The sequence below is a fragment of the Gardnerella sp. KA00255 genome, from assembly GCF_049244095.1.
Classification (GTDB): domain Bacteria; phylum Actinomycetota; class Actinomycetes; order Actinomycetales; family Bifidobacteriaceae; genus Bifidobacterium; species Bifidobacterium vaginale_F.
The window spans coordinates 1,005,614-1,031,186 of the sequence record NZ_CP058374.1 but is presented as its reverse complement, the minus strand read 5'-3'; the positions used below and the strand labels follow the sequence as shown (position 1 = coordinate 1,031,186).

Sequence of the window (25,573 nt, the reverse complement as noted above, 5' to 3'; positions counted from 1 at the left end):
GTCTGAATTGAAAGCGTTCTAATTTAAAAATAAGCTGCGCTGTGAAACTTCTGTAGTGAACTTTCACAGCGCAGCTTGTAGTTGTGCTCGTATTTACAATATTTATTGCATCTTATTCTGCTTTAATTGAACGCAATCGCTTATCGAATATGCAGATAAGCACCAGTATAAAGTGGATAAGAGCAGCTATGACAATTATTCCTGACTCTGCATGTAGAGATGGAATGGTCATGTGGGAATAAGCGTAATCCCATAGCGGATAGCTTACTGCTCCTATAGCGGCAACAACTGAGATGAATACAGACATTACCTGTCCAACGAGATTATCATCTACTGCATGAATAAATACTGTTTGGAATGGTGGATTTACTACTCCTTGGAAGAAAGCAAAAAGGAAACCAAACACGACTGCTGCTATAGCGTTAGGCGCTAATGCCAGTCCTATTATAGAAAGAGTCACTAGTATATGTGAAAGAGTGAGTAGCATAGAGAAGGACATTTTGCTGGACACTTTTGGCGCGATGAGATAGCTGAGGGCATACCCAAGTGACATTGCGCTTAAATACCAGCCATATCCTTCTGCACTATGTAGAACCATTGAGAATAAGAGGACTCCAGCAAAGCTTATGCCAGTAGATGCGATAGCTTCGAGTATTGCAAATGGAGCTAAAGTCCTGTACGTTTGGTTTTTTACAAATGTTGCCATTCCCCTAGCCCAAGTTGCCAAAAAGCCTTGAGAATATTCTGGATTTTCATCTGCGACGTCTGAAGTATAAATTCCGGTTCTAACTGCATGCTTGTAAATAAAATAAATAAAAATTATTATTCCTGCTAATGCGATAGTTTCTGTAAATAGAATTGGAATGTATAAATATTTACTACTCGCAAAACCTGCAACTGCTGGTCCTACTAATGTACCCATGAGGCTTGTAAAGCGAAGAAGTGAAAGAACATTAATAAGATCATCATTTTTTGTTACACGATTAACAAAGGAAGTAATAGCAGGAAAATAGAAAGTATCACATGCTGTCGTAACCATTACAAGTATACAAACACACCAAAATAGGAGCAACTTGTTAGCAGATGGGGTTGAGAAGGATACCGATACAATTGCGATAATACATAATCCCGCAATCATTCTTGCTAAGCATGCAGCAACTGTTGTCCTGAAAATTCCTACATGCTCAGCTAGTGCTCCTGAGAAAAGGCCTGCTACTAATTCACTTATTGCAGTGAGGGTGAGGTAAAGCGATAAATAATGGCTTGACTGCTGAAAACCGATAAAAAGTGAGTTCAATAGCCATAATTGAATAGTAGTTGAGGCTAGTGTAGTTGCATAGTTAGAAAGAAAATCACTAGCTGCTAAACGCAGATATCCGCGGTAAGGTTTAAATAGATTCGTCAAGGTTTGCTCGTTTCGCGAAATTACATTGCCAAATTATTGCTTGAGAGATGCTATCGGCACTAGTAGTGAAGTATGTTGTAAAGTCGTCGTTATCCCAAATCTGTTGCTGTAGGTTCTTGTCATCACGCACTGTGCTAAAGAGTTGAATAATCTGCTCGACGCAAGATAATGTTTTCTTTATATAGAAGTATTGTTGTGCGAAATCGACTTCTACTTGCTCTCCAGGGATAGTCGTATGTATTTCTTGGAATGTCCGTAGTAAATCAATTGTTTTAATAAGCGATATTTTACATGTCTCGAAATATTCTTGTATTGAATGGATGGTGGATGTTTTCGCTGTGTTTGTACTGACGATAGTGGCTTCAAATAGAGAAGCGCAATATGCTGCACTTGATTTCACATACTCATCAAACATTTCTTCGTACGAAGTCATGTTCATTATTAACCTTTGGTGTGAATATGTGCGGATAAATTATGCCTAAATCATATGAGGATATGGTCGAGGTCGTGGGTTGATTCCGCCGCGCTTGCTATTCTTGTTCATCTTTGCCTCCTTTCATAAGAACAATGCTGTATCTTATTTGCATCTTCATCTATGAAGATACAAATAATCCTAATACAGGATTCGCATTCTTTCCAAGTGTGTCTCTTATTGTGGAATAATTTTATATAAAAATTAGTAGTACATTATTAGACCTTAACTATTTACCAGTCTCAGCTCGTAGTACGTGTTTTCTGATATCCCTACTGTTTGGCAGAGTCCGGCTATTCGTATGTCAGGATTCTTTCTGTGGAATTGGTGGATAAGGTGTAACGCTTGGCTTCAATCAAAACCCTCAACTCTGCTCGCCATCTGGTCGAGGAATATGCTGACTTGCTTGTGTACTTGTTCTGGCATGCCGGACTGTGTGTAGTCGGTGTTTTCCCGCCTGTTGATGCAGCGTTCAATCCTTTTGCGCCCGATGAGGGTGGACGGCATTCCAGCCTGTGCAAAAATAACAGACGGTCTGACACCGTTATCGTATTGCTGGACAGCGTCTTTGTGGAATTGGCTTGTGTAGTAGATTCGTGTGGCTGTCGCGTGTTTGATAGCTGGAAGACTGTTGAGATAAGCACGTTGACTAGGGGTAAAGGCTGTGTCTTTTCTACTCATGAGTATGAACCGTTACGTGTGAAAGATTAATAAGAAATCAATAGAGGAAGAAGAAAATATAGAGTGAGGGGCCACACCATTGCACGGAGATAGTCCCGTGTGCATGTGCGACCCCTCGCCAGTTAATACTAAGCGTGTTTACGGGTTAATGCTTACGAGCATTTTCCTTGTTACGCTTAGTGATCATGATGCTTGCTCCTGCGCCCAGGGCTGCAAGAGCAGCGATAGCGATAGACACGACCGCGCTACCAGTCTGAGCCAATGGTGCAGCAGTAACACCGTTCCAATCATCAGAATCTTCGACTGGAGTGTCATAGCACACACCCGTATTACCACCATTACCATTATCTCCACCGTTTGGGTCGAATGGGTGATCGTTATGGGATGCGCATGGCACGATAGGTGTACCAGTCGTGTGACCACGGTCGGTATGATTCATCGTGTTCATACCAGTCAACGTGCCCTTGACTTCTACGTATTCGCCAGGCTTTAATACCAGGTTAGACCAGTTTGCTGGATACTCCAGATTAGTTACCGTACCGGAGCCTGCGATAGTCTTATCATCTAACGTGATCTTGGTCAGGTTGACTTTACCGGTGTTGATGATACGGAACACAATCTTGGTGCCGTTCTTGGTAGACTTCAAGGCTTCGCTTGGTGTGTTACGGTCTCCCGCTTCAAGACCAGATGCTGCGTCGTACTTGATGAGTTTAATAGCAGGGGTCTGGTCTGGGGTCTTGGTCCACACCATATTGGATTCGCGTTCAACATCATTCATGGTTTCCACGAACGTGTTTTCTACGCGATCGCTTACGCCCAAACGGGTCATTTGCACGTACGCTGTCCAGGACAAGTCACTATCCATAGCAGATGCAATATCAAGGAACTGTTGTGTTGCCTCTACAGTAAACGCACCATTAGCCTCGGTGAAAGTGAAATATCCGGCATCAACACCGCTACCGTCGATACGGCTACCCTTGGAGATCACAGTGCCGTCAGCGAGCTTAATGTCGTTGTTGACATAGACTGCCCACTGGCCGGTTAGCTTGTCAAACTTTTCATCATAATCATCCACGATGCGCCAATTCTTGATCTGCTTGTAGGCACGGTTACCAGCGATCTTGGAGCTATCGAGACGATACAAGAACTGATGATCCTTATAAATACTCTTACCATTCGCACTTTCGCCATTAACCTTAACAGTCACATCCTTCTTCGGGTTAATAACCTTTAACGGGTTAGTTACCGTGTTCGTTACATCCTTGCGATCGTTTGTAATCTGGGTGGCAGTGTTCTTCACTACATACCCGTCCTTGACCTGCTTGACTGTCATAGGAAGCACGATGGTGTAATCCTGACCAAGGAGAGACTGGTCGATTGCAGGATCCTTTGTCACATCAAATACCTTGCCAGCGTAGGCCTTTAAATCTGTTGGTTGTGGATCCCCTGGAAGAATATCTCCGAGATACTCCGTGTCTACGGTCTTAGCGAACACGTAGACGACACCATCCTTAACCTGGATATTGAACTTGTTGGTGACGTCCTTACCGGCTGCGTCTAGGATTTCGATATTCTTGTCATTGAGCTGCAAGTACTCATCATCATAGTCATCGATCATGCCGAGACGGTAGTTGATGCCTCAGGGATTGGAGCAGCATACACATGCACATCACTCATATCTGGATCCCACAAATAGTCAGCAGCCGTGTAATCATCAGACAGGGTGAATGTGTCGAGGCTATCTCCCAGGTTCTCGCCCAAGCTACCGTTAACCACAGAGCCGAGCTTGTCACCATCAAGGATGGTTTGGGTGTCTGCACCGGTGGTGTTGGTATGCTTCGCATCAATAACGGTTGCCCATTTGCCGTTAGAGTATTTTACCCAGGACTTATCAGGGGTAAAGTCCCACAGTTTAGGCTGGTCTTTTGCAAGAACGATAACAATCAAATCAGTATTTGGCGTACTCATACCCTGAGCAGCGAATGAAGCGAGTGTATTAGCTGAATCAATATCATCAAACACTGTGTATTCGCTACCGCCGTGATTATATTTTCTGGTACCGTTCTGTGTTTCGTTGTTCCATGCTGATAACCATTGAGCGCCAGTTGCTTGCGCGCTAGAAGTATTGTTATATTCCGGTTTTGTGATTCCTGGTCCTGCTGTTGTTGCGGTGAAGCCTACACCCCAGATGCGGCAGTCTGCCGAACCAGTGCCACCTCGCGCAGTATACTCTGTTTCACAATCACCGCGAGCCTTGGATAATGCAGCGTTAATTTGCGCTCTAGCTGCTGCTTCGCGGGTAGCAGAGCTACCGATGGCTACACCTTCTGATTGGATAGCGCGCACCACTGCTTCATTATCTGATGCGGAACCTAGGTTATCATCGGTAACCCAGAATGTATTCGATTTATATGTGCCAGATCCGCCAGTGTTTCCACCTGTCCATCCGGCACCGCCAGCGGCAAATGCGGATCCTGTCAACATTGTTGATGCGACAACGATACCAGCAAGAGCGCGATGTGAACCTTGTCGGATCTTGTCTCTCATACTTTTATGCTTAGCGAAAAGCGACATAAAAGTCTCCCTTTTTCAAATTGCTTATTATGAAATGCGAAACCAAAAAGTTTCACATTCAGTAATGAGAAAATGAAAAAATTTTATTTTATATCAATAAAAATTTGGTATTGATAAAAATGGTTGGTTTTAGAAGTCGTCTAAAACCAACCACTATGTAAAGGGAAAATGAGTAAAGATGGAAACTATTTGCTATTAGTTACATCACCGTCACCATCTGGTGTTCCATCGGTATTCCATCCAGTGCCACAGCGATAGATATATCGACATTGATTAGGTGTTCTATGTAATTCATTATATGCTTTCCCGTCAGCAAGGTATTTATCCCAGTCGACCGCACCCGAATTCTTATTCTGTGCTGGCGCACTATAAGAAGACCCACCACGAGTACTTGAACGAGGAGCTCCCGAGCTAGTACGAGCCGCAGACTGGGAACGAGCCTGCGGAGCTGCTTGCGCCGCAGCCGCTGCGGCAGCGTCTGCCTGCTGCTTCGCTTGTATACTTGCGTTTACACTGTCGATTGCGCCTTGGACTGGCTCAAGAGCCTTAGTCAAAGACTCGACGGTTGCTTTCTTATCATTCAACGCTGCGGTAAGCGTGTTTATCTGGTTTTGCAGGTTATCACGAGTAGCATTATCAGCCACTTGACCGTCTGATGAGGAGAGCAGATTATTCATCTCATCAAGCTTCGCCTTCACCATATTCTTAGCATTTTCAAGATCCTTCACATTCTTCGACTTTGTGACCTGAACGACTGAGTTTTTCAGAGCCTTAGTGGTCTTATTAAGCTGTGCTGTAGTCTTATCAAGACTAGACATGGTCGCGTTGAAAGCCTGAGTGTAGGAGATAGCACAATTCAAAGACTGCGCCTTACTTACCTTTTTACTCTTAGCATGCTGGGCTGTGAATGTGGTGTAGGTTTTAGCGTTTGCAACCTGCTCCACACTAGTCACAGTCTTAGCAGTTTCATCAGCATCCTGGCGTGTCTTCTCGTACTGTGCCCACGCTTTGGCGTACGCACTGTTTGCCTGGATGCACGCTTGAGTCTTGGAATCTCTTAAAGACTTCACACCCAGCATACTCGCAACCAGCAAAGCTATAACTACAACAACCGCAGTAGCAATGATGATAAGCTTACGCTTCTTCTTGCTCCCTGGCTTCTGGTCACCGCGACCAGAAATAGCATCTAGTCTCGTAATCTCGGTTTCTTGTTTAATAATCTGATTTTTATCCATATTAGCCATAATTATCCTTCGTCTTTCTATCTATGTTTTTACTATACGTAAATATTCAGGTGAAAGATATATACATACTTAGTGTCGTTCTAATTTTTCTTTCCTAATCTCGATAACTTTTGCTTTATACATAGTAGTGAGAATACGATTGGCAACTTTTTGATATAAAGTCAATATGCTCGTGTGCTCCCCTCATATTGTCTTGTTTTAGAGGCGAACAGCTTCTGTAATGGCACTGCTATCAGGGAATGTGAGACTGATATATATTTGAGTGGTTTCTACACTAGCGTGGCCAAGGAGTTTAGATACTAAGAGAAGGTCGTGTGTACTTTCATATGCCTTAGTGGCATATCGATGTCTGAGACTATGTGTGGAGTATCCGTTACCAAGAAGCTGAGAGATGTGATGCGCAATATAGGATGCTTCGACGTGACCGGTCCATCTGCCAGGAAACATGTATCCATGCTTGTTGGCGATGATTTGTGCGAGATCTGGCGCGATGGGGACAGTGTGTTCTTTGCGTCCTTTACCGTGTACAAGAAGCTGGGGATGAGTATTAAGCATCATAATATCGGATGAAGATACTTGTGCTATCTCACTACGTCGTAATCCACATTCTGCCCCGAGCCTGAGCATGGCTTCATACTCCTTGTTACCTCTAACTCGGGCTAAAGCACCACGAATGATGTAATCAGGACATGGATGAGGTATTGCGTATTCTTTACGAATTTTAGGTAACTTTACTGTTGGATTGACATCAATAATTTCTTCTTCAATCATGTATGAGTAAAACGAGCGTATTGTTGAAGAATAACCTTTGCGCGTTTCTCGTTTCCAGTCTTGGTGTGCAAAAAGCTCAACAAGTTGTTGTCCTGTAATATCTTCTGGTGGCTGATTAAGTAGGCGTGCAAGCCGACTGATTTTGTAGTAGCGGCATCTAATCGTATCTTCTGTATATCCACTTGCTTCAAGATATTCAAGCCAATGTGTAACATATGTTTCCCAACTATTAGGGAGTAGTTTTCTTTTGATTTTTAACATAAAAACATGGACTAGAATACGTAGAGAAAAGATTTTACGTATTGTTTCGTTACACGGTTTCAAGTCCGTTTTTTTTTACAAATACATAATATGTGATATACTATATATGTAACTAACCGATAGGATGAAAAGGCTAGTTGGTTTTAGGAAAGAAAGATGAATGATAATGGATTTGACATTGAATCAGATTGTGACAATGAATATTCGTATGCTTTTGGCGGGTCAAAGACGTACGCAAAATGAATTGGCGGAAGTATTAGATATGACACGACCGTCGGTCAATATGAGATTAAATGAAGCCACTCCATGGCGTGTTCCGGAAATAGAAAAGGCCGCAGAATTCTTAAAAGTAGAACCTACGACCTTATTCGTAGCGGGGCATGGATTTGAACCATGGACCTCTGGGTTATGAGCCCAGCGAGCTACCGAGCTGCTCCACCCCGCGTCGGCTGATTTAAACAGCTCTATCTACAATAGGTGCAAATTTTGATTTGTCAAGTTTTTGGCGTGTTTTTTATAAAATATTTGTAAAAATGTAAACAAATGTGTTTTATAATAAACATATGCCTATTAAAATTCCTGAGGGTTTACCAGCCAGAGACATACTTGATTCAGAACGTATTTTTGCGTTGGAGCGTCCTGAAGCTGAGCGTCAACGTGTCAGACCTCTGCGTGTTTTAATTCTGAATCTTATGCCGAAGAAAATTGAAACAGAAACTCAATTGCTTCGTCTAATTTCAAAATCACCATTGCAAGTAGACGTTGATTTTATGAAAACATCAACGCATGTTTCTACGCATGTTAGTGCAGATCATTTAGTGAAATTCTATGAAAATTTAGAATCTCTTAAAGAAAATTACTACGATGGATTTGTTGTCACTGGCGCGCCTGTTGAGCATATGGAATTTGAAGAAGTTGATTATTGGCAAGAATTTACGAAGATTCTTGATTGGTCATCTACCCACGTATTTTCAACAATGTATTTATGCTGGGGTGCTATGGCAGCTTTGTATCATCGATATGGTGTACGTAAGCATGTATTAGATGAGAAAATTTTTGGCGTTTTCCCACAATTCCTACAAGATGAATATTGCTTTTTGACTAATGGATTTGATGAGATTTCTTTGCAGCCGCATTCGCGTATAGCAAGTGTTGATTTAGATGATATTAAAGCAAATAATAATTTGCAGATTCTCACATCTGGTGTTGAATCAGGACCTGGGTTAATTGCTACTAGAGATTTCTCTGAGGTTTTTGCTCTTGGGCATTGGGAATATGGCAAGATGACTTTAGCGGATGAATATAAAAGGGATATGAATAAAGGATTAAGTAATGTTCATCTGCCGAAGAATTATTTCCCGAATGACGATTATTGTTTAGAGCCTGTTTTTTCCTGGAGAGCGCATGCAAACTTATTGTGGAGAAATTGGCTTAATTGGGTTTATGAAACCACCCCGTACGATCTTAATGACATACCTAAATTGCGTTCTGCTGGAAAGCTCGGTACTGACAGATCCATACGGCATGCTCCTGCTAGTCCTCGTTTAGATTCCTATTCGATATTTACCGAGGTGGGGTACGGTTTGAAGTACTAAAACGAACATTTCCTGATGAACAATTTTTAGAACGATAGTGGTATTTTTACGAAAATTAATGATTATATCTTAAAAAATTACGTATTTTATTAAATTTCATTGAAAAATAAATAAAGAGTCTAGTGTTGAAATGTGATAAAATGCAGGAGGTATAAGTTATGTACAATCCACGAGTAGAATCGGAATTCGAGAGCCGTATTTTCGAGTTGTGTATGCAATCTACAAAGACGGATTCGTGAAAAATGCAGCTCGTTTTATTCAAGGTGTGTCAAACTAGGAGGCGTCAATGATTGGAGTCATTGGAGGCTTTACTAATGCTGTTGCATTAGCGGCGAGTAAGCCGGAATTGCCTAGCATTAATGATTTTTTGCCTCCAGAGATTTTGTTCCCTGGTACTCCGTTTGCAATGAATCGCATTATATTAGTTCGAGTATTAATGACGATTATTGTTATGCTTGTATTCGGCATTAGTGCTATTCGCGCGAAGTTAGTTCCGTCTCGTTGGCAGAGCTTGATTGAAACCTTAATGGATTTCGTGCGCTATAACATTGTGTATGAGATGATTGGTGAAGAGCGTGGTAAGCGTTACATTCCTATGATGTCAACGTTATTCTTAACAATCTTCTTCTTCAACTTATGCTCTGTTATTCCAGGTTTTAATATTGCTGCAACAGCATCTATTGCCGCTCCTTTGGTTTTCGCTTTGTGGGTTGTGTGCCAGTATCTTTATGTAGGCATACGAGAAAAAGGATTCCTAAGATTCTTCCGTGAAGCGTTATTCCCAGCTGGAGTTCCTTGGCCTATTTACTTCATTCTTTCGCCGTTGCAATTAATAGAGCTTATAATTGTGCGACCACTTTCTCTTACAATACGTTTGTTTGCGAATATGGTAGCAGGGCATTTACTTGTTGCTACATGCTTAGTTTTCACTAATTTTTACGTAGTTGATTCAAGTAATAAGCTTCTTGCTTTAGGTGGCGTTCTGTGGCTATTAGGCGGAATCTTATTCACTGTTTTTGAAATTCTGGTTGCAGGATTACAGGCATTTATCTTCACAGTGCTTGCATCCGTTTATGTTTCTGAAAGCTATCCAGAAGAGGAAGAAAAGAGCGCGGTCGAAGCTGCGTAGATTTGTTTACAAAGTAGCGTTACGCGTTTAATGATTAGGTTTGATAAAAATTAATATTTTGAACTGATAAAAGTTGCAATAACTTGAAGCAGTTTATAAAGAAAGGATCAAAAAAATGAATACTATAGTTGCTCTCGCAGGTTTGACTGGTAACCTCAGCATTCTTGGTTTTGCTATTGCAACCATCGCTCCTGCTCTTGGCATGTCCTTCGTGGTATCCAAGGCTATGGAGTCCACTGCTCGCCAGCCAGCTGTTGGTAACCGTGTACAGCTGTTCATGTTTGTTGGTTTGGCATTTATCGAAGTTTTGGGCTTGCTCGGCTTCGTTTCATACATCATGGGTATGAACGCCTGATTAAGACTTTTATGTGCAAACACAAAAGTGTAATAAACAATAAAGAAAGGACAAGCCATGGCTTTTGCAGCCGGAGATAGTAAATTGGCATTGTTCTTGCCTGAAGCTTACGACCTTGTTTGGTCTCTAATTATCTTGGTGATTCTGGCCGTATTCTTCTACAAGTTTGTTATGCCGAAGTTCCAAGCGATTTTCGACGAACGCGCTGAGAAGATTGAAGGCGGAATTGCTAAAGCTGCTGAAACGCAGCGTGAGGCGGATGAGCTTAAAGAGAGGATTGAATCTCAAGTAGCTCAAGCTCAAGCTGATGCTGCAAAGACTCGTGAGCAGGCTCGTGCGCAAGCTTCAAAAATTATTGATGAAGCTCGTCAGCGTGCTGAACACGATGCTGCAAAGATTATTAGCGAAGCACAAAGTTCTATTGAAGCTCAACATAAGCATGCTATGAATAGCCTTCAGGGCGAGGTTTCAGTATTGGCCGCTGCCTTGGCTGGTAAGATTCTTGCATCAAAATTGGATGATGAAAAAGTGAGCGCTCAGATTCTTGACCATGTTATTGATGATGTCGAGAATTCAGAAAATTCAGATCACGAGGAGTAGGAGGTAAAAGATGCAGGCAAAGGCATCGCGAGTTAGTGAGAACCTATCTCGTACTTCGCTTGTGCAGGCCATTACGGATGCGCATGATGAAGCGCAACGTATTGCCGATGAGTTGTCATCTATAGTTGAAACTCTTGATCAGTATCCTGAGCTTTCTGACGCAATCACCGATCCGAATAGATCTTCGGATGATAAGTCTCGTCTTATTGACGAACTTATGAGTGATAAAGCACATCCAGTTGTGTTGCGTATACTGCATTACCTAGTTGGTTCATGGCATGGCGGAGAAGATACTGGTAAGAAAGGTAGCTTTGGTGGAGCATGGTCTGGTTTCGAACGCGAAGCTGGAGAAACTCTTGTTACCGTTACAACAGCTCAGCCGCTTACAGATAAGCAAATCAAGAGGTTAATTGAGATTTACACTAAGAAATTGGGGCATCGCGCTTATATAAACCCAATTGTTGATCCCAATGTGCTCGGCGGTATGCGTATTTGCATAGGAGACAAAGTAACTGATCGAACGATGCTCATGCAGTTGAAGCAATTACAGCGTTCAGCTCGTAATGGTGCATGGACTCAGGCGATTAAATAACGCTTATAAAAAAGTTTTCTTGTAATATTCGCGTTATTGTTTATAAAAGCTGAATCTTAGAACTAATTAATTCTAAGAACGTACATAATGTACATAAGGAGAATTATGGCGGAACTATCTATTGATCCCGCCCTGATACGCAAGGCACTCGACGGTTTCGTTGAATCGTATAAGCCGACAGATATGCCAACTCAAGAAGTTGGATATGTTGTTACGGCAGGCGATGGCATTGCTCACGTGGCTGGTTTAACTGGCTGCATGGCAAACGAGTTGCTTACTTTTGAGAACGATACCTTGGGTCTTGCGTTTAACCTTGATGCTCATGAAATCGGCGTTGTTATTCTAGGCGATTTCACAGGTATTGAGGAAGGGCAGGAAGTGTATCGCACCGGTGAGGTGTTGTCCGTGCCAGTGGGTGATGCCTACCTTGGTCGTACCGTTGATCCTCTGGGTAAGCCTATTGATGGATTAGGTGCTATTGAGTGCAAAGAGCGTCGTATTCTTGAGGCTCAGGCACCAGACGTTATTCACCGTCATCCTGTTGATGAACCACTTTCCACTGGTTTAAAGGCTATTGACGCAATGACACCAATCGGACGTGGTCAGCGTCAGCTTATTATTGGTGATCGTCAGACTGGTAAGACTGCAATTGCTATTGATACTATTATCAATCAGCGCGCTAATTGGGAAACTGGAGATCCAAAGAAGCAGGTTCGATGCATTTATGTAGCAATCGGTCAAAAAGGTTCGACTATTGCTGCTGTGCGTCAAAGCCTTGAAGAAGCAGGAGCTATGAAGTACACGACGATCGTGGCTAGCCCAGCTTCTGATTCTGCAGGTTTTAAGTATATTGCGCCTTACACCGGTTCTGCAATCGGCCAGCATTGGATGTACAACGGTAAACATGTTTTGATTGTTTTCGATGATTTGTCGAAGCAAGCAGAAGCATACCGTTCAATTTCCTTGCTTTTGCGTCGTCCACCTGGGCGTGAAGCTTACCCTGGTGATGTGTTCTACTTGCATTCTCGTCTGCTAGAACGTTGCGCAAAGCTTTCCGACGATTTGGGTGGCGGTTCCATGACCGGCTTGCCAATTATCGAAACTAAGGCAAATGACGTTTCTGCTTACATTCCAACCAACGTGATTTCTATCACTGATGGTCAGATCTTCTTGCAGTCTGATTTGTTTAACGCAGGTCAGCGTCCAGCAGTTGACGTCGGTATTTCCGTGTCTCGTGTTGGTGGAGCTGCTCAGGCTAAGGCCTTGAAGAAGGTTTCCGGCATGTTGAAGATTTCCTTGGCTCGCTATAAGTCTTTGGAATCCTTCGCAATGTTCGCTTCAGATTTGGATGCAGCTTCAAAGGCACAGCTTACTCGCGGTGCTCGTTTGACTGAATTACTTAAGCAGAAGCAATTCTCTCCTCGCTCTATGGAACAAGAAGTTGTTTCTGTATGGGCTGGTACACACGGAAAGCTTGATGATATTCCTGTAAAAGATGTTTTGCGTTTTGAAAGCGAATTATTGGATTACCTTGATAAGGGAACCGATATTTTGCAAGTAATTCATGACACAGAAGATTTTACTAAGGAAACTGAAGCCAAGCTTGATGCTGCTATTGATGACTTCCGCAGAACATTTAAGACTTCTGCAGGTAAGCCTTTGATTGTAAAGGATTCGTTGCCACCTGCTGAAAATCCTGCTCCAGTGGAAAAGGAACAGCTCGTAGCTAAGAAGTCTGAGCAGCATAAGTCTGATACCAAAAAGTCTGGGGAGAAGTAACTTATGTCCTCCCAACTTGCATTGAAATCGAGAATTATTTCCACTCAGTCTTTGGGTAAGATTTTCAAAGCTCAGGAAATGATTGCATCATCGCATATCGCTAAATCTCGCGATATCGCTTTAAATGCGAAGCCTTATAGTGATGCGATTTTCGATGCCGTGCAGGCTCTGGTGGCTCATCATGAGGAAAATATTAAGCATCCTATCTTTGGTAAGGAACATCCAGGTAATCGTGTAGCGGTGCTTGCTTTAACTTCTGATCGTGGCATGGCTGGTGCTTTTACGTCTTCGATTATTCGCGAGACGGAAGCATTGTTATCCAAGCTAGATTCTGAAGGTAAGCATGCTGAGCTTTACGTTTATGGTCGCCGTGGAGCAACTTATTACAAGTATCGCAATAGAGATGTTGCTGGTACTTGGGAAGGCTCTACGGATCACCCTGACGTGACTATTGCAGAAAAAATTTCTGATACCTTGATGGATGCTTATATGAAGCCAGAAGATGAGGGCGGTGTTTCTGAACTGTATATCGTTTTCACTGAGTTCATCAATATGGTGAGACAGAAGGTGCGCACTTTGCGTATGCTTCCAGTGGAATTGGTTCCGTTAAAGGATGGCGAAGAGTTTTCTATGCACCGTCCTGATTACGAGGCAGCTTCAGGTCCATCTGCATCTCTTTCTTCTACTGGTGCAGTGAATGCTCGCGTAGAAGCAGTAAGTCGTAGTAATCCTGATGCAGTTGAATATTGCTTTGAGCCTAGCTCAGATGAAGTTTTGGACGCTGTTTTGCCAAAGTATATTCAATCGCGTATTCATGAGTGTCTTTTGACTTCTGCTGCTTCAGAAACTGCAAGTCGCCAGAATGCTATGCATACGGCTACAGATAACGCACGTAATTTAGTGGAAGATTTGACGAGGAAACTTAATGCTTCTCGTCAGGCTTCTATTACGCAGGAACTTACCGAGATTATCGGCAGCGCAGATGCGCTGAATAATGAGAAGGATTAGGAGCAATGGCTGAAGATCAGACCACAGCACCTCCAGAGGCTAAAAAGGAAGTCGACCCAACGGCCGGTCGCGTAACGCGTGTACAAGGTTCCGTTATTGACGTTGAATTCCCAGTCGGCTATCTGCCAGATATTTATAATGCTCTCAAGGTTGATATCGCCACCGTTGGAAATACGGAGGGAGATACCGTTCATGAGATTACTTTGGAAGTTGAGCAGCACCTTGGTGATTCCACTGTACGTGCAGTAGCTTTAAAGCCTACGTATGGTTTGGTTCGTGGAGCTTTGGTTCGTGACACTGGTGGTCCAATTTCTGTGCCGGTTGGAGATGTTACTAAAGGTCACGTTTTTGACGTTACTGGCAACATTTTGAATGCTAAGCCTGGCGAAAATATTGAGGTGACCGAGCGTTGGCCAATTCACCGCAATCCACCTGCTTTCGATCAGCTTGAGTCTAAGACTCAGATGTTTGAAACAGGTATTAAGGTTATCGATTTGCTTACACCTTACGTTCAGGGTGGAAAGATCGGTCTGTTCGGCGGTGCAGGCGTTGGTAAAACCGTGTTGATTCAGGAAATGATTCAGCGCGTTGCACAGAATCACGGTGGTGTGTCTGTGTTTGCTGGCGTTGGCGAACGTACTCGTGAAGGTAACGATTTGATTGGCGAAATGGCTGAGGCTGGCGTTTTGGAGAAAACAGCGCTTGTCTTCGGTCAGATGGATGAGCCTCCTGGGACTCGTCTTCGCGTGCCTCTTACTGCTTTGACTATGGCTGAGTACTTCCGCGATGTGCAGAATCAGGATGTGTTGCTGTTTATTGATAACATATTCCGCTTCACTCAGGCTGGTTCTGAGGTTTCCACTTTGCTTGGTCGTATGCCTTCTGCAGTGGGTTATCAGCCAAACTTGGCTGATGAAATGGGTGCGTTGCAAGAGCGTATTACTTCTACTCGCGGCCATTCCATTACTTCGCTTCAGGCTATTTATGTGCCTGCAGATGATTACACTGACCCTGCTCCTGCAACAACATTTACGCACTTGGATGCAACTACCGAGCTTTCGCGTGATATTGCTGCTAAGGGTATTTACCCGGCTGTTGATCCTTTGGCTTCTACTTCGCGAATTCTTGATCCGCGTTATGTTGGACAGGCTCATTACGATTGCGCAAACCGCGTGAAGGCTATTTTGCAGCGTAATAAGGAGCTTCAGGATATCATCGCTTTGATTGGTATTGATGAGCTTGGTGAGGAAGATAAGACTACTGTGAGCCGTGCTCGTAAGATTGAGCAGTTCCTTGGTCAGAACTTCTACGTGGCTGAAAAGTTCACTGGTCGTCCAGGTTCTTATGTGCCAGCAGACGAAACAATCGAAGCATTTACGCGCATTTGCGATGGTGTTTACGATGAGATTCCTGAGCAGGCGTTCTCTGGTATTGGTGGCATCGATGATCTTGAGCGTCGTTGGCACGATATGCAGCAAGAGTTTGGTGCGTGATTATGGTAGATAAGCAAGTAAAAACGCTGCACATTAGTGTGGTGGCAGCCAGGCATCCTGTGTGGGAAGGTGAAGCTAAGTTTGTGGTTATTCCTTCAGTGAATGGCTCAATGGGTATACTTCCTGGGCATGAGGCTGTGCTTGCGTTAATTGATCACGGTTTAGTGAAAGTCGATGATGCAGAAGGCGAGCATCATGTTTTTAACGTGACTGACGGCTTCTTCTCTGTTGACTCTGATCACATAACGATTGCTGTTGAACACAGTTGCAACGTTGATAAAGACGGCAACGTTTTGCCTAACGCTAAGGTGATTTAAGAAGCTTACGTATAAATAAAGTAAGCTACTGAAAAGGCAGGAGTTTGGGTATTCTCAATCTGGGTATTCTCAGGTTGGATATTCTCAAGCTCCTGCCTTTTGCTTTTTAGTGCTCGCTTGTTTGCGTTCGCGCGTGAAGGCCCTTTTATATTGCATGCTGTTGTTTGCTCAGTCTGCGTTAAGCAGCCATTGAGCTATGTCTATTACGCGGATTCCTTCAATGTCGTAAGAATAGTGTCTAGTATTTGCGAGCAGGATTTTAGGATAAGAATCTTTTATCGCTTTTAGTGGCGAAAGTTCGCGCTTCAACGTGGAATCGTCGTTAATATTGTCTGAAACTTGAATATAAAGCTTCTCACTCGCTTTTACTGCCACAAAATCTACTTCTTTTTGGTAAAGTTTGCCAACATAAATTGAGTATCCTCTTCGCATAAGCTCAAGTGCAACAATATTTTCGTATGCTCTTCCGTAATCCATGTTGCGAGTTCCCAGAATTGCGTAGCGAAGTGCAGTGTCTGCCAAGTAGTATTTTTCGTTTGTTTCTAAGTATTTTTTGCCGCGAATATCGTAACGTTTTACTTTATAAAACATGAATGCATTGCATAAATATTTTAGATAATTCCCAACTGTTACGTGCGTTGTTTCAATCTGATTCTGCTTAAGTATTGAGCTTACATTGTTTGCGGTTGTGAGATTCGCAATATTGTCCATTAAAAATTCGCATATTGAGTCAAGAAGTGATACTTCCGATATTGCGTATTTGTCTACTAAATCGCGTTTAACAAGAGTTGTATACACGTTTTTTATGTACACTTCCGCATCGTCTTGATTTGCGTAAACGTATGATCCTGCAAGCCCGCCCTGTTGTAAATACTTTTGCAGAGCATCGTTAAAGTTGCTTGTGATTTCAAAGTATTCGCAATATTCTGCAAAACTAAACGGGAATACTGGTATTTCAATGAATCTTCCACTGAACAGTGTTGCAAGGTCCGAGCTAAGTAAGAATGCGTTGGATCCAGTTAAATAAATATCGTATTTATTGCTATTGTGAAGGCTGTTAATCGCAAGCTCAAATTTTGGGCATAATTGCACTTCGTCAATCATAAGAACGTTGTACGCTTCGGGCACGTAACGGCTTTCAACGTATGCAAAAAGGCTTTTGTAATTTTTTAGATTTTCATAATTTAGGTTATTAAAGTCGATGCTGATTATGTTAAGTTCTTGGTTGTTTGTGTTAGCTTGTTGTAGTTCGTTTGGCTGCTGTGCGTGTTTGGCTGATGCGTAAAGTTTGCTACTCTGATTGCCATAAGTGTTTTCTAAATAGGTGCGGTAAGCGCGCAACAACTCCGATTTTCCACTGCGCCGAATACCAGTAATGATTTTTATATCTGGCGTGCCTTTAAGTCGCTTTAGGTGATTTAGATAATCTGTTCTCTCAATGAGTTTCATTGCAATCGCCTTTCGTCTCCAGGATTGTAGTATTTTTCACTTTTGAAAGCAAACACGTATTTCTACTTTCAAAACTTTAATTTTATTTTACTTTTGAAAGTATTATATCATTTTCACTTTCAAAACTGTAATATTTTTTCACTTTTGAAAGTGTGGAATCTTTTTGCTTATAGTTTTGCGAATCTTTACTTTTGTGTGTGACAAATTGTGATTATCTTTACTTTTGATGTTGATTATGGGAAAATAAGTAAAGATTTTAGTGCGTGAGTATTTAGATTCGTCATGATTTATCTCAATTAAAACTATGCAAGCGGAAGAAAGAGAAGCGTTAAAAATGTATGATTACACGGGATTTAACAACAGGCTGCGAGAAAAAGGCGTTAAAAAATCGCAGTTAGCAGCCGAGTTGCATATTTCTTCTCGTACGATTGCAAAAATCTCAAAAGGCGAAAAACTATCAAATTCAGTAATTGCGAAAATCAGCAACTATTTACAATGCAAGCCTAGCGAATTGTATCGTGTAATTTCAAGTAACCCTATTTTGCAAAGACTTAGAGAAGAGAAGGAGCATCGTATACCGGGTGGAATTTATCATGAGCTTCAAATTCGCATGACGTATAACTCGAATCATATTGAAGGTAGTCAGCTAAGTGAAGATCAAACTAGGCGAATTTTTGAAACTAATACTATTGGTTACGAAGAAAAAGTGGATGGCGTAGGAGCTAGCGCGGATTCAAGCGTTGGTGCAGCAGAGAACACAAGTATTAAAGTTGACGACATAGTTGAAACAGTGAATCATTTTCGCGCGATTGATTACTGCATTGACGTTGCTGAAGAGCCTCTTAGTGAAGAAATTATTAAGCATTTACATTTGCTGCTAAAACGCGGAACAAGCGACGAGCTTCTGCCTTGGTTTCGTGTGGGTGACTACAAGTTGCGTGCGAATGTTGTAGGCGGTGTGCAAACTTGCGAGCCGCAAAAAGTGCATGGTGAGATTAGCAAGTTGTTGGCAGAATATCTTGCTAAAACTGATTTACAGCTAGAAGATATAGTTGATTTTCATTACAGGTTTGAGCGGATACATCCATTTCAGGATGGAAATGGCAGAGTTGGGCGTTTGATTGCTTTTAAGGAATGCTTAAAGCATAATATCGTGCCGTTTATTATTGAGGATCGAAAGAAATACTACTATTATCGCGGTCTCAAAGAATACGGCAATGAGCGCGGATTCCTAGTTGAAACTTGCTATGACGGTCAAGATACGTTCCGTGCGTTGTTGAAGCTTTTTGGGTTGTGACGCAAGCTTTTGTAAATAGACTGTATTGCGTAGCATATGTGCGGCATGGTAGCATGTCTTATACGATTTGAAAACGAAAGTTTTGCGGGCGATGCATTTATGCGTCGCCCGATTTTTTGCTTACCCAAAATTTTCAACCTTGCGAAGTGGGATTTGTGTGGTTTGCGAAGTGCTGCAAAACATATTACGCTGAAACGAGTGGCGTGATGTTGCCGATGCTGGATTCATCAAATCGCAGAATGTCGTAGTCGCGTTGAAGGTTGAGCCAAAAATCTGGGGTTGTTCTAAAAGCTTTAGATAGCTTGTATGCCATTGCTACGCTGATTGCGCGTTTTCCGTTTAAAATTTCTCCGATGGCTGTTTGGGATGTGCCAATAGTGTGTGCAAGTTTGTATGAGCTGATTTTAAGCGGTTCCATAAATTCTTCGCGCAAAATTTCACCTGGAGTGCTCAAGTGCTTGTTAAGTTCCTTTTCTCTGGTTTCCATAAAACTATGGTAATGCATTGCGTTACTAACGTCAAGCGTTAGTGTTGCTTGAATAGTGGACACGTGATGTTGTTGAGCTTGTTAATCTTGCATGGATTCATCAAATCGCAGAATATGCTGTGAATATCGTTTCATTTCGCAAAATTAAAAAATTTTCAAATTTGCGAAATGGGATTTGTGTGGTTTTAGTTATACTAGAAGTAGTGGGAGGTGTGCTATGAAGCTAATTGACAGGGATTTTTACTTAAATAGGCTGCAAGAACTTAAAGATGTACCAGACATAAAGGTCATTACGGGAATTCGTAGAAGTGGTAAATCTAAACTGTTAGATGCTTTTAGTTCACGTATCCAACAAGATGCTAATGCGAATGTAATTCGAATAAATCTAAATCAGAAAAAGTATCAAAAACTTTTAGAAGAGGATGCTTTATATAACTATATTGAAGAACATTGTGTTGAGGGGAAATCAAATTATCTTTTTGTAGACGAGATTCAACTTTGCAATGGCTTCGAACGTGTGATTAATAGCATTCATGATGAAGAATTATGTGACATATATGTTACTGGCTCTAACGCTTTTCTGCTTTCAAGTGATCTTGCTACTTTGTTTGGCGGTAGGGTATTTGAAATTAGCATGTACCCATTTTCTTTTGCTGAATTTTGTAAATATTATTCAAAAACAGATAATGATGAAAATTATATCGATAAGAGTGATATAGATAAGTATTTCGATGAATACTATGTACGTGGCGGAATGCCTGGATCTTACTTATATAACAAAGATTACGATGCGCGAAAGTATGTTGAAGGAATATATCGTACAACTATAGTAAAAGATATCGTGCAAAAATATGGCATAGAAAATGAAGATTTACTTGTTATGATTGCGAATTTCCTTATGGACAATGTTGGTAATTGTACTTCGATTCGCAATGTTGCTTCTGTACTAACGTCAAAAACTTATAAAACTAATGATAAAACAGTTGGTGCTCATATTAGTTATTTATGTAAATCATTCATGTTCTATCCAATACAACGTTATGATATTAAAGGCAAAAGGTACCTTGAGTCAGATAAAAAGTACTATCTTGCCGATTTATCATTTAGGTTTTCGGAATTAGGTACTAGATATTCTGATGTTGGACATTTGTATGAGAATCTAGTGGCTATTGAACTTTTAAGACGCGGGTATGAAGTGTATGTTGGCAAGCTTTATACTAAGGAAATCGATTTTGTGGCAAAGAAGGACGGAAAGCTGACTTATATTCAAGTTTCTGACGATATTTCGCGCGATGAAACTTTTGAAAGAGAAATTAGTCCGTTGTTATCTATAAAAGACGCTTACCCAAAGATGATTATTGCTCGTACTCGTCACGATGAGATGGAAAAAGACGGTGTAAAAATAGTTGATATAGCGCGATGGTTGTATGAGCGATGATTTGGACTGAATGCGCGTAATAAGGCTATTTTGTTCTTATACTATTCTTCTCTTTCGCATATGGTTTAGATTATTAGGAGGGTTTATTTCGCAAAATTAAAAAATTTTCAAATTTGCGAAGCGGGATTTGATTGGTTTACGAAGTGGTATTTGCTCGGTTTTAACGCGCGCAAAACATATTACACTGAAACGAGTGGCGTGATGTTGCCGATGCTTTTTGCGTTTGTGTGGATTCGTCAAATCGCAAAATGTGCTGTAAGCAAAGTGTGCTGTAAATAAAGTGTTCCGTAACGGAAATGTTTGGTAATCAAAATGTATTGCGCATAGTAAAATAGTTAACAGTTGTTTTTGATTTGGGTGCGTGTGTTGGTAGGTAGAAGAAATGATTGATAAAGAAACGCAAAAGTTCCGACTAGAAAACGTTGCAATAGCATTATCTTCAGCAAAATTAGAAGGTGGCACTGTATCTTCTGCATGCTTGGCTGATACAAGAAAATATATTCGCGGTTCTATAAGCGCAGATGAGCTTATATCTCTAACTCGTAAGCGTTACGGTCTGAAATAATCAATCCTAACTTGTTTAAGTATTAATTATGGTTGATGAAGTTTTTGACCCATATCTTATTCCTCATACGCGAGTGCTGAAGAACAAACTGAATTTACAAACTCAGGAAAATCTTGATTTCTTTGAAAACGATTTAGTTTCAGTTCGTAGCTATAAGTTGTACGAAAACTTGCCACATGCTGAAGGAACTGTTAAGCAATTGCAGTGGATTCATCATTATCTTTTTCAGGATGTTTACGATTGGGCTGGTCAGATTCGCACTATAGACATGACTAAAGGCGGCGGAGAGCCGTTTCATCCGCTTGAATACATGGGCGTTGGGATTCGTTACTGTGAGCAAACGCTTAAGAATGATAATTTATTGCAAGGTTTATCTATTGATGAGTTTATTAGTAAGCTAAGTATAAATTACAATAATTTTAATGTTTTACACCCATTTCGTGAGGGCAATGGTAGAACACAGCGCGTTTTTTGGGATATAGTTGCGCGAGATGCTGGATATCATTTCGATTGGGGATTAATAACGCAGCGCGTTAATGACAAAGCTTCAATCCAGGCCAAAGATACTAACGATACAAAGCTTCTTGAAGACATGTTCCACGTTATTACAAAGCCTTTGCAGGTTGAGCTTTTAGCGCAGAAGCAGTTTGCGCATCTTGTTGAAGAAGAATACGAATACGCGCCGAATGTGGCTAGTGTTTTACAAGATAGGGATTACGCTGCGTACAAAACGCGTTACGGCATAGATTGAATTTAGCGATTGCGTATTGCTATAGTGTGCAATCTAAACTTCTAAAAATACAAAGTTTGAGTTATCGATAACCTAAACTTACGAAAAATAAAAGTTTAGGTCATGAATGACTTAAACTTGTAAAAAATCGAAGTTTAAGTCATAATATTTATAAGATTCGTAAGATTGTAAGATTCATAAAATTTATGACTTTGCAATTTTGTGACTGTGCAATCAACGTAAGCATTGTTTTAAGAATTCCTAAACTATCTAAAGCGGAGTAGAGGCTTATTATGGTAAATTCGCAAGATCAGCTACTTGAAAGCGCAAATATGCCAATGCATAGTAATCGCCCTGCTATAGTCGGCAAAAATATTAAAAATCGCGATATTTATCTTAATCAGCTTATAGCTTTCAAAGATACAGAACCTGTGAAAGTTGTGACGGGCATTCGTCGATGCGGCAAGTCAACTTTGCTTAAGCTCATGCAAGAATACCTTATTAACTCTGGAGTTGAGCAAAATCAAATTATATCTATAAACTTTGAGTCGCTCGAGTTTCAAGATATGAGTTATAAGGACTTGTACAATTACGTTAAAAATAGGATTGAATACAACAGTATTGAATCTGCTGATAGTGAATCTTCTAGTGTTAAGCATACTAAAAAAACGTATCTTTTCTTTGACGAGCTTCAGCGTATAGATCGTTGGGAAGATGCAATTAACTCGTTTCGCGTAGATTTTGATTGCGATATCTATATAACTGGCTCTAACGCATACCTGCTTTCCTCGGAGTACTCAACATACTTGTCTGGTCGGTATGTGGAAGTGAAAATGTATCCGCTTTCGTTTAGAGAGTTCGTTGATTTTCAGGATTATTCCATTGAAGAATATAAGTCTCCGCTCGGTGATCTGAAAAAAAGAGCGGTGAATGCTAATGGCGGTAGTGTAGAGCTTGATGACTTGTTTGCAGCTTATATGCGTTACGGCGGTATGCCTGCAATCTGTGATATTGCTTTAGAATCAGGTTTTAATCAGAGTAGTGCAATGACTTTGCTAGACGGAATTTATTCCACTGTAGTAGTTCGCGATATACTCGAGCGCGAGAAGCGCCGCGGGCAAAGGCAGATTACAGACGCAGATCTTCTTAGAAAAATAATTATGTTTTTGGCAGATAATATTGGAAACAATACGTCTTTAAATTCTGTGTGCAATACGCTTTCTTCTGAAAATCTTCTTGATGCTGCTGATAGTAATTCTCGCGTCTTGCGCGCGCGTGGCGCTAAACCTGCAACTCAAACTATATCCGCTTATGTTAGTGCGTTAAAAGAATCTTACATGTTTTATGACGTTAAGCGCTTTGACATTAAAGGGAAAGATTATTTGCGCACTCTTGGCAAGTATTACATTGTTGACATTGGGTTGCGTAATTATTTGCTCGGTTTTAGGGACAGAGATAGAGGGCATGCGTTAGAAAATGTTGTGTTCTTTGAGCTTTTAAGGCGAGGCTACGATGTTGCTGTTGGCAAAATAGATAATTTGGAAGTGGATTTTGTTGCGACTTCTGCTTCCGAAAAACTTTATATTCAAGTAACTGAAAGCATGATGGATGAGTCTGTGCGCGAGCGAGAGTTAAAGCCGCTTCGTAAGATCCAAAATAATTACGAAAAGCTGGTTATTACTTTGAGTAAGGCTTTGGATGATGATTACGACGGCATTCGCGTTGAAAACATTGTTGATTGGTTGCTTAAGTAGCGTTGTTACTGGGTTTTTAGGCTTGTGTGAATATCGTTTCATTTCGCAAAATTAAAAAATTTTCAAATTTGCGAAATGGGATTTGATTGGTTTACGAAGTGGTATTTGCTCGATTTTAACGCGCGCAAAACATATTACACTGAAACGAGTGGCGTGATGTTGCCGATGCTGACTATGTTTCTATAGTGCGTTTTTTCAAAAATGTAGGTATAGATGAGTATTTGTTGCGCGCTATGCCTTCATTTTGCCAAAATGTAGGTATAGAACATGACTTTCTATAAACTATGACGACATTTTTCTATTTTGTGGCTTTTTTTGGGGGGGGGATATTGTTGCGGGTTTTGATGATTGGTAGAGTGTTTGATGTTGTGAGTGAGGCAAATGATGTTTAGGAATGTTGTTGCGATTGAACGCGCGCTTGGAACGGGGATTATTATCTCTAGCAGCAAACCAATTTCGCAGCGCGTGCAGAAGCGGATTCGCGCGTTTATTGACGAATATGAGTGCACACTTTCTAGGTTTCGTGAAGATTCGCTAGTTTCACGCATGGCTCGTGCGGAGCATGGCGGCGATTTTGAGTTCCCGTCGTGGGTGCAACCGCTTTTTGCAATTTATGATGATTTTTACAATGCTACGCGAGGGGCTTTTGACGCGTGTGTTGGTGCGGATTTGCTTGCGCTTGGCTACGATAATTCTGTGCAATTCGTTCCGGAATTGGCTGGCAGTGCGAGTGAAGATAGCGGCGGTGACAGTTGGGCCAATTATCGTCGCTCGTTGTCGGTTAAGTGGGGAGATATTTCGCGAGATGACTGCGGCGCAACGCTTTGCACAAATCAGCCAGTACAGCTTGATTTTGGGGCAGCTGGGAAAGGTTATTTTGTAGATCTTTTAACGCAGATTATTAAAGAGGAGCTTAGTGACGATTTGCATGCGGACAGTGATCTACATGTGGATAGCGATTTGCATGCGGATAGCGATTTGCATGCAAATCGCGATTTTCTGGTAAATGCTGGCGGTGATATGCGCGCTTGTTTTAGTGATGAAGATTATAAAATAAAAGTTGCTTTAGAAAATCCTTTTGATACGACGCAAGCAGTTGGAGTGGCATCAATCGCAAGCGGAGCGTTGTGTGCGTCGTCTAGTGCAAGAAAACGCTGGAAAGTAAGAGATGAGAATTGTCTTGCAGGTAATGGTTTTGAATCAAATTTAATTGCAGCCCATTTGGTCAACGCTTTAGATGGCGTTCCAGTGCAAAAACTTTCTGCAAGTTGGGCTTACGTTCCTGCTAAAACGTGTGATTTTCCAACTGCATATGCCGACGCATTAGCGACCGCGCTTTTCGTTTCTACAGAAAGTTATTTGCAAAAAATCATCCAAAATAAAGGCGCTGAATTTGCTGTAACACTGCCAAATCACACAATGCGCGCAACGAAAAACTTCCCTGCACAGTTTTTCGTATATAACTCATAAAACTATTTCCGTTTATAAGCTATAACCCCTATAATCCGCTAATATTATGAATTTTCTAATAATTAATGGCTTAATAATTAAGTTCTTAATAATTAAGTTCTTAATAA

25 protein-coding genes and 1 tRNA gene are annotated in these 25,573 nt (G+C 41.4%); 16 read left to right on the top strand and 10 right to left on the bottom strand.

The window, feature by feature from the left end:
• Positions 1 to 112: 112 nt before the first annotated feature.
• From HXT51_RS04180 to HXT51_RS04150, 7 genes are all read right to left on the bottom strand, one after another.
• Positions 113 to 1,405, bottom strand: a complete 1,293-nt coding sequence (locus tag HXT51_RS04180) for an MFS transporter (RefSeq protein ID WP_009993952.1) — start codon at positions 1,403 to 1,405, stop codon at positions 113 to 115.
• Positions 1,389 to 1,838 (bottom strand): hypothetical protein, encoded by a 450-nt coding sequence (locus HXT51_RS04175; RefSeq protein WP_250310186.1) that lies wholly within the window; start codon positions 1,836 to 1,838, stop codon positions 1,389 to 1,391. The genes HXT51_RS04180 and HXT51_RS04175 overlap by 17 nt, the downstream gene beginning before the upstream one ends.
• A 390-nt stretch (positions 1,839 to 2,228) precedes the next feature.
• The gene (locus tag HXT51_RS04170; protein ID WP_009993955.1) at positions 2,229 to 2,558 is read right to left on the bottom strand and encodes a hypothetical protein; all 330 of its coding nucleotides are present in this window, start codon (positions 2,556 to 2,558) and stop codon (positions 2,229 to 2,231) included.
• Positions 2,559 to 2,703: 145 nt separating this feature from the next.
• Positions 2,704 to 4,176, bottom strand: coding sequence for an LPXTG cell wall anchor domain-containing protein (locus HXT51_RS04165; protein WP_421776244.1), 1,473 nt, complete (start codon positions 4,174 to 4,176; stop codon positions 2,704 to 2,706).
• Positions 4,173 to 5,132, bottom strand: a complete 960-nt coding sequence (locus HXT51_RS04160; protein WP_258004202.1) for a hypothetical protein — start codon at positions 5,130 to 5,132, stop codon at positions 4,173 to 4,175. The genes HXT51_RS04165 and HXT51_RS04160 overlap by 4 nt, the downstream gene beginning before the upstream one ends.
• 185 nt (positions 5,133 to 5,317) lie before the next feature.
• Positions 5,318 to 6,376 (bottom strand): hypothetical protein, encoded by a 1,059-nt coding sequence (locus HXT51_RS04155; protein ID WP_004109958.1) that lies wholly within the window; start codon positions 6,374 to 6,376, stop codon positions 5,318 to 5,320.
• Between the two features lie 198 nt (positions 6,377 to 6,574).
• On the bottom strand, positions 6,575 to 7,408 hold the full coding sequence (locus tag HXT51_RS04150) for a tyrosine-type recombinase/integrase (RefSeq protein WP_421776243.1): 834 nt from the start codon (positions 7,406 to 7,408) through the stop codon (positions 6,575 to 6,577).
• Between the two features lie 160 nt (positions 7,409 to 7,568).
• Between HXT51_RS04150 and HXT51_RS04145 the strand changes: the two genes are divergently transcribed.
• The gene (locus tag HXT51_RS04145) at positions 7,569 to 7,820 is read left to right on the top strand and encodes a helix-turn-helix domain-containing protein (protein WP_116285258.1); all 252 of its coding nucleotides are present in this window, start codon (positions 7,569 to 7,571) and stop codon (positions 7,818 to 7,820) included.
• On the opposite strand, the gene HXT51_RS04140 is transcribed toward HXT51_RS04145, so the two are convergent.
• A tRNA-Met gene (locus tag HXT51_RS04140) sits at positions 7,780 to 7,853 on the bottom strand. The two genes, HXT51_RS04145 and HXT51_RS04140, sit on opposite strands and share 41 nt — an antisense overlap.
• A 118-nt stretch (positions 7,854 to 7,971) precedes the next feature.
• Between HXT51_RS04140 and HXT51_RS04135 the strand changes: the two genes are divergently transcribed.
• From HXT51_RS04135 to HXT51_RS04095, 9 genes are all read left to right on the top strand, one after another.
• Positions 7,972 to 9,003, top strand: a complete 1,032-nt coding sequence (locus HXT51_RS04135) for a homoserine O-succinyltransferase (protein WP_415692374.1) — start codon at positions 7,972 to 7,974, stop codon at positions 9,001 to 9,003.
• Positions 9,004 to 9,289: 286 nt separating this feature from the next.
• Complete coding sequence (gene atpB, locus HXT51_RS04130; protein ID WP_415692373.1) at positions 9,290 to 10,132, top strand: F0F1 ATP synthase subunit A; 843 nt, start codon at positions 9,290 to 9,292, stop codon at positions 10,130 to 10,132.
• Between the two features lie 115 nt (positions 10,133 to 10,247).
• Entirely contained in the window at positions 10,248 to 10,487 is a 240-nt protein-coding gene (locus tag HXT51_RS04125) for an ATP synthase F0 subunit C (RefSeq protein ID WP_075523893.1), read from the top strand.
• Positions 10,488 to 10,544: 57 nt separating this feature from the next.
• Entirely contained in the window at positions 10,545 to 11,087 is a 543-nt protein-coding gene (locus tag HXT51_RS04120) for a F0F1 ATP synthase subunit B (protein ID WP_103084446.1), read from the top strand.
• 10 nt (positions 11,088 to 11,097) lie between these two features.
• On the top strand, positions 11,098 to 11,679 hold the full coding sequence (locus HXT51_RS04115; protein WP_103084447.1) for a F0F1 ATP synthase subunit delta: 582 nt from the start codon (positions 11,098 to 11,100) through the stop codon (positions 11,677 to 11,679).
• 105 nt (positions 11,680 to 11,784) lie between these two features.
• A complete protein-coding gene (gene atpA, locus HXT51_RS04110; RefSeq protein ID WP_103084448.1) occupies positions 11,785 to 13,458 on the top strand; it encodes a F0F1 ATP synthase subunit alpha in 1,674 nt (557 codons plus the stop codon).
• 3 nt (positions 13,459 to 13,461) lie between these two features.
• Positions 13,462 to 14,466: a F0F1 ATP synthase subunit gamma gene (locus tag HXT51_RS04105; RefSeq protein WP_421776242.1), complete on the top strand. Its 1,005-nt coding sequence runs from the start codon at positions 13,462 to 13,464 to the stop codon at positions 14,464 to 14,466.
• A gap of 5 nt (positions 14,467 to 14,471) precedes the next feature.
• Positions 14,472 to 15,959 (top strand): F0F1 ATP synthase subunit beta, encoded by a 1,488-nt coding sequence (gene atpD, locus HXT51_RS04100; protein ID WP_421776241.1) that lies wholly within the window; start codon positions 14,472 to 14,474, stop codon positions 15,957 to 15,959.
• A gap of 2 nt (positions 15,960 to 15,961) precedes the next feature.
• On the top strand, positions 15,962 to 16,276 hold the full coding sequence (locus tag HXT51_RS04095; protein WP_103084451.1) for a F0F1 ATP synthase subunit epsilon: 315 nt from the start codon (positions 15,962 to 15,964) through the stop codon (positions 16,274 to 16,276).
• Positions 16,277 to 16,444: 168 nt separating this feature from the next.
• Here the strand turns inward: HXT51_RS04095 and HXT51_RS04090 are convergent, their stop codons facing one another.
• Positions 16,445 to 17,725 (bottom strand): ATP-binding protein, encoded by a 1,281-nt coding sequence (locus tag HXT51_RS04090; protein WP_421776240.1) that lies wholly within the window; start codon positions 17,723 to 17,725, stop codon positions 16,445 to 16,447.
• Between the two features lie 304 nt (positions 17,726 to 18,029).
• Between HXT51_RS04090 and HXT51_RS04085 the strand changes: the two genes are divergently transcribed.
• Positions 18,030 to 19,022: a Fic family protein gene (locus HXT51_RS04085; RefSeq protein WP_421776239.1), complete on the top strand. Its 993-nt coding sequence runs from the start codon at positions 18,030 to 18,032 to the stop codon at positions 19,020 to 19,022.
• 184 nt (positions 19,023 to 19,206) lie between these two features.
• Here the strand turns inward: HXT51_RS04085 and HXT51_RS04080 are convergent, their stop codons facing one another.
• A complete protein-coding gene (locus HXT51_RS04080) occupies positions 19,207 to 19,509 on the bottom strand; it encodes a HigA family addiction module antitoxin (protein WP_032843165.1) in 303 nt (100 codons plus the stop codon).
• 217 nt (positions 19,510 to 19,726) lie between these two features.
• Here HXT51_RS04080 and HXT51_RS04075 point away from each other — a divergent pair, with 217 nt between their 5' ends.
• From HXT51_RS04075 to HXT51_RS04055, 5 genes are all read left to right on the top strand, one after another.
• A complete protein-coding gene (locus HXT51_RS04075) occupies positions 19,727 to 20,947 on the top strand; it encodes an ATP-binding protein (RefSeq protein ID WP_103084455.1) in 1,221 nt (406 codons plus the stop codon).
• A 382-nt stretch (positions 20,948 to 21,329) separates the two neighbouring features.
• Positions 21,330 to 21,512, top strand: a complete 183-nt coding sequence (locus HXT51_RS04070) for an antitoxin VbhA family protein (RefSeq protein WP_103084456.1) — start codon at positions 21,330 to 21,332, stop codon at positions 21,510 to 21,512.
• Between the two features lie 28 nt (positions 21,513 to 21,540).
• Positions 21,541 to 22,263, top strand: coding sequence for a Fic/DOC family protein (locus HXT51_RS04065; protein ID WP_415692367.1), 723 nt, complete (start codon positions 21,541 to 21,543; stop codon positions 22,261 to 22,263).
• 272 nt (positions 22,264 to 22,535) lie between these two features.
• The gene (locus HXT51_RS04060) at positions 22,536 to 23,996 is read left to right on the top strand and encodes an ATP-binding protein (RefSeq protein WP_219726416.1); all 1,461 of its coding nucleotides are present in this window, start codon (positions 22,536 to 22,538) and stop codon (positions 23,994 to 23,996) included.
• A gap of 384 nt (positions 23,997 to 24,380) precedes the next feature.
• Positions 24,381 to 25,466 carry an FAD:protein FMN transferase gene (locus HXT51_RS04055; RefSeq protein WP_421776822.1) on the top strand — a complete coding sequence of 362 codons (1,086 nt, stop codon included), beginning with the start codon at positions 24,381 to 24,383 and terminating at the stop codon, positions 25,464 to 25,466.
• Positions 25,467 to 25,573: the final 107 nt, after the last annotated feature.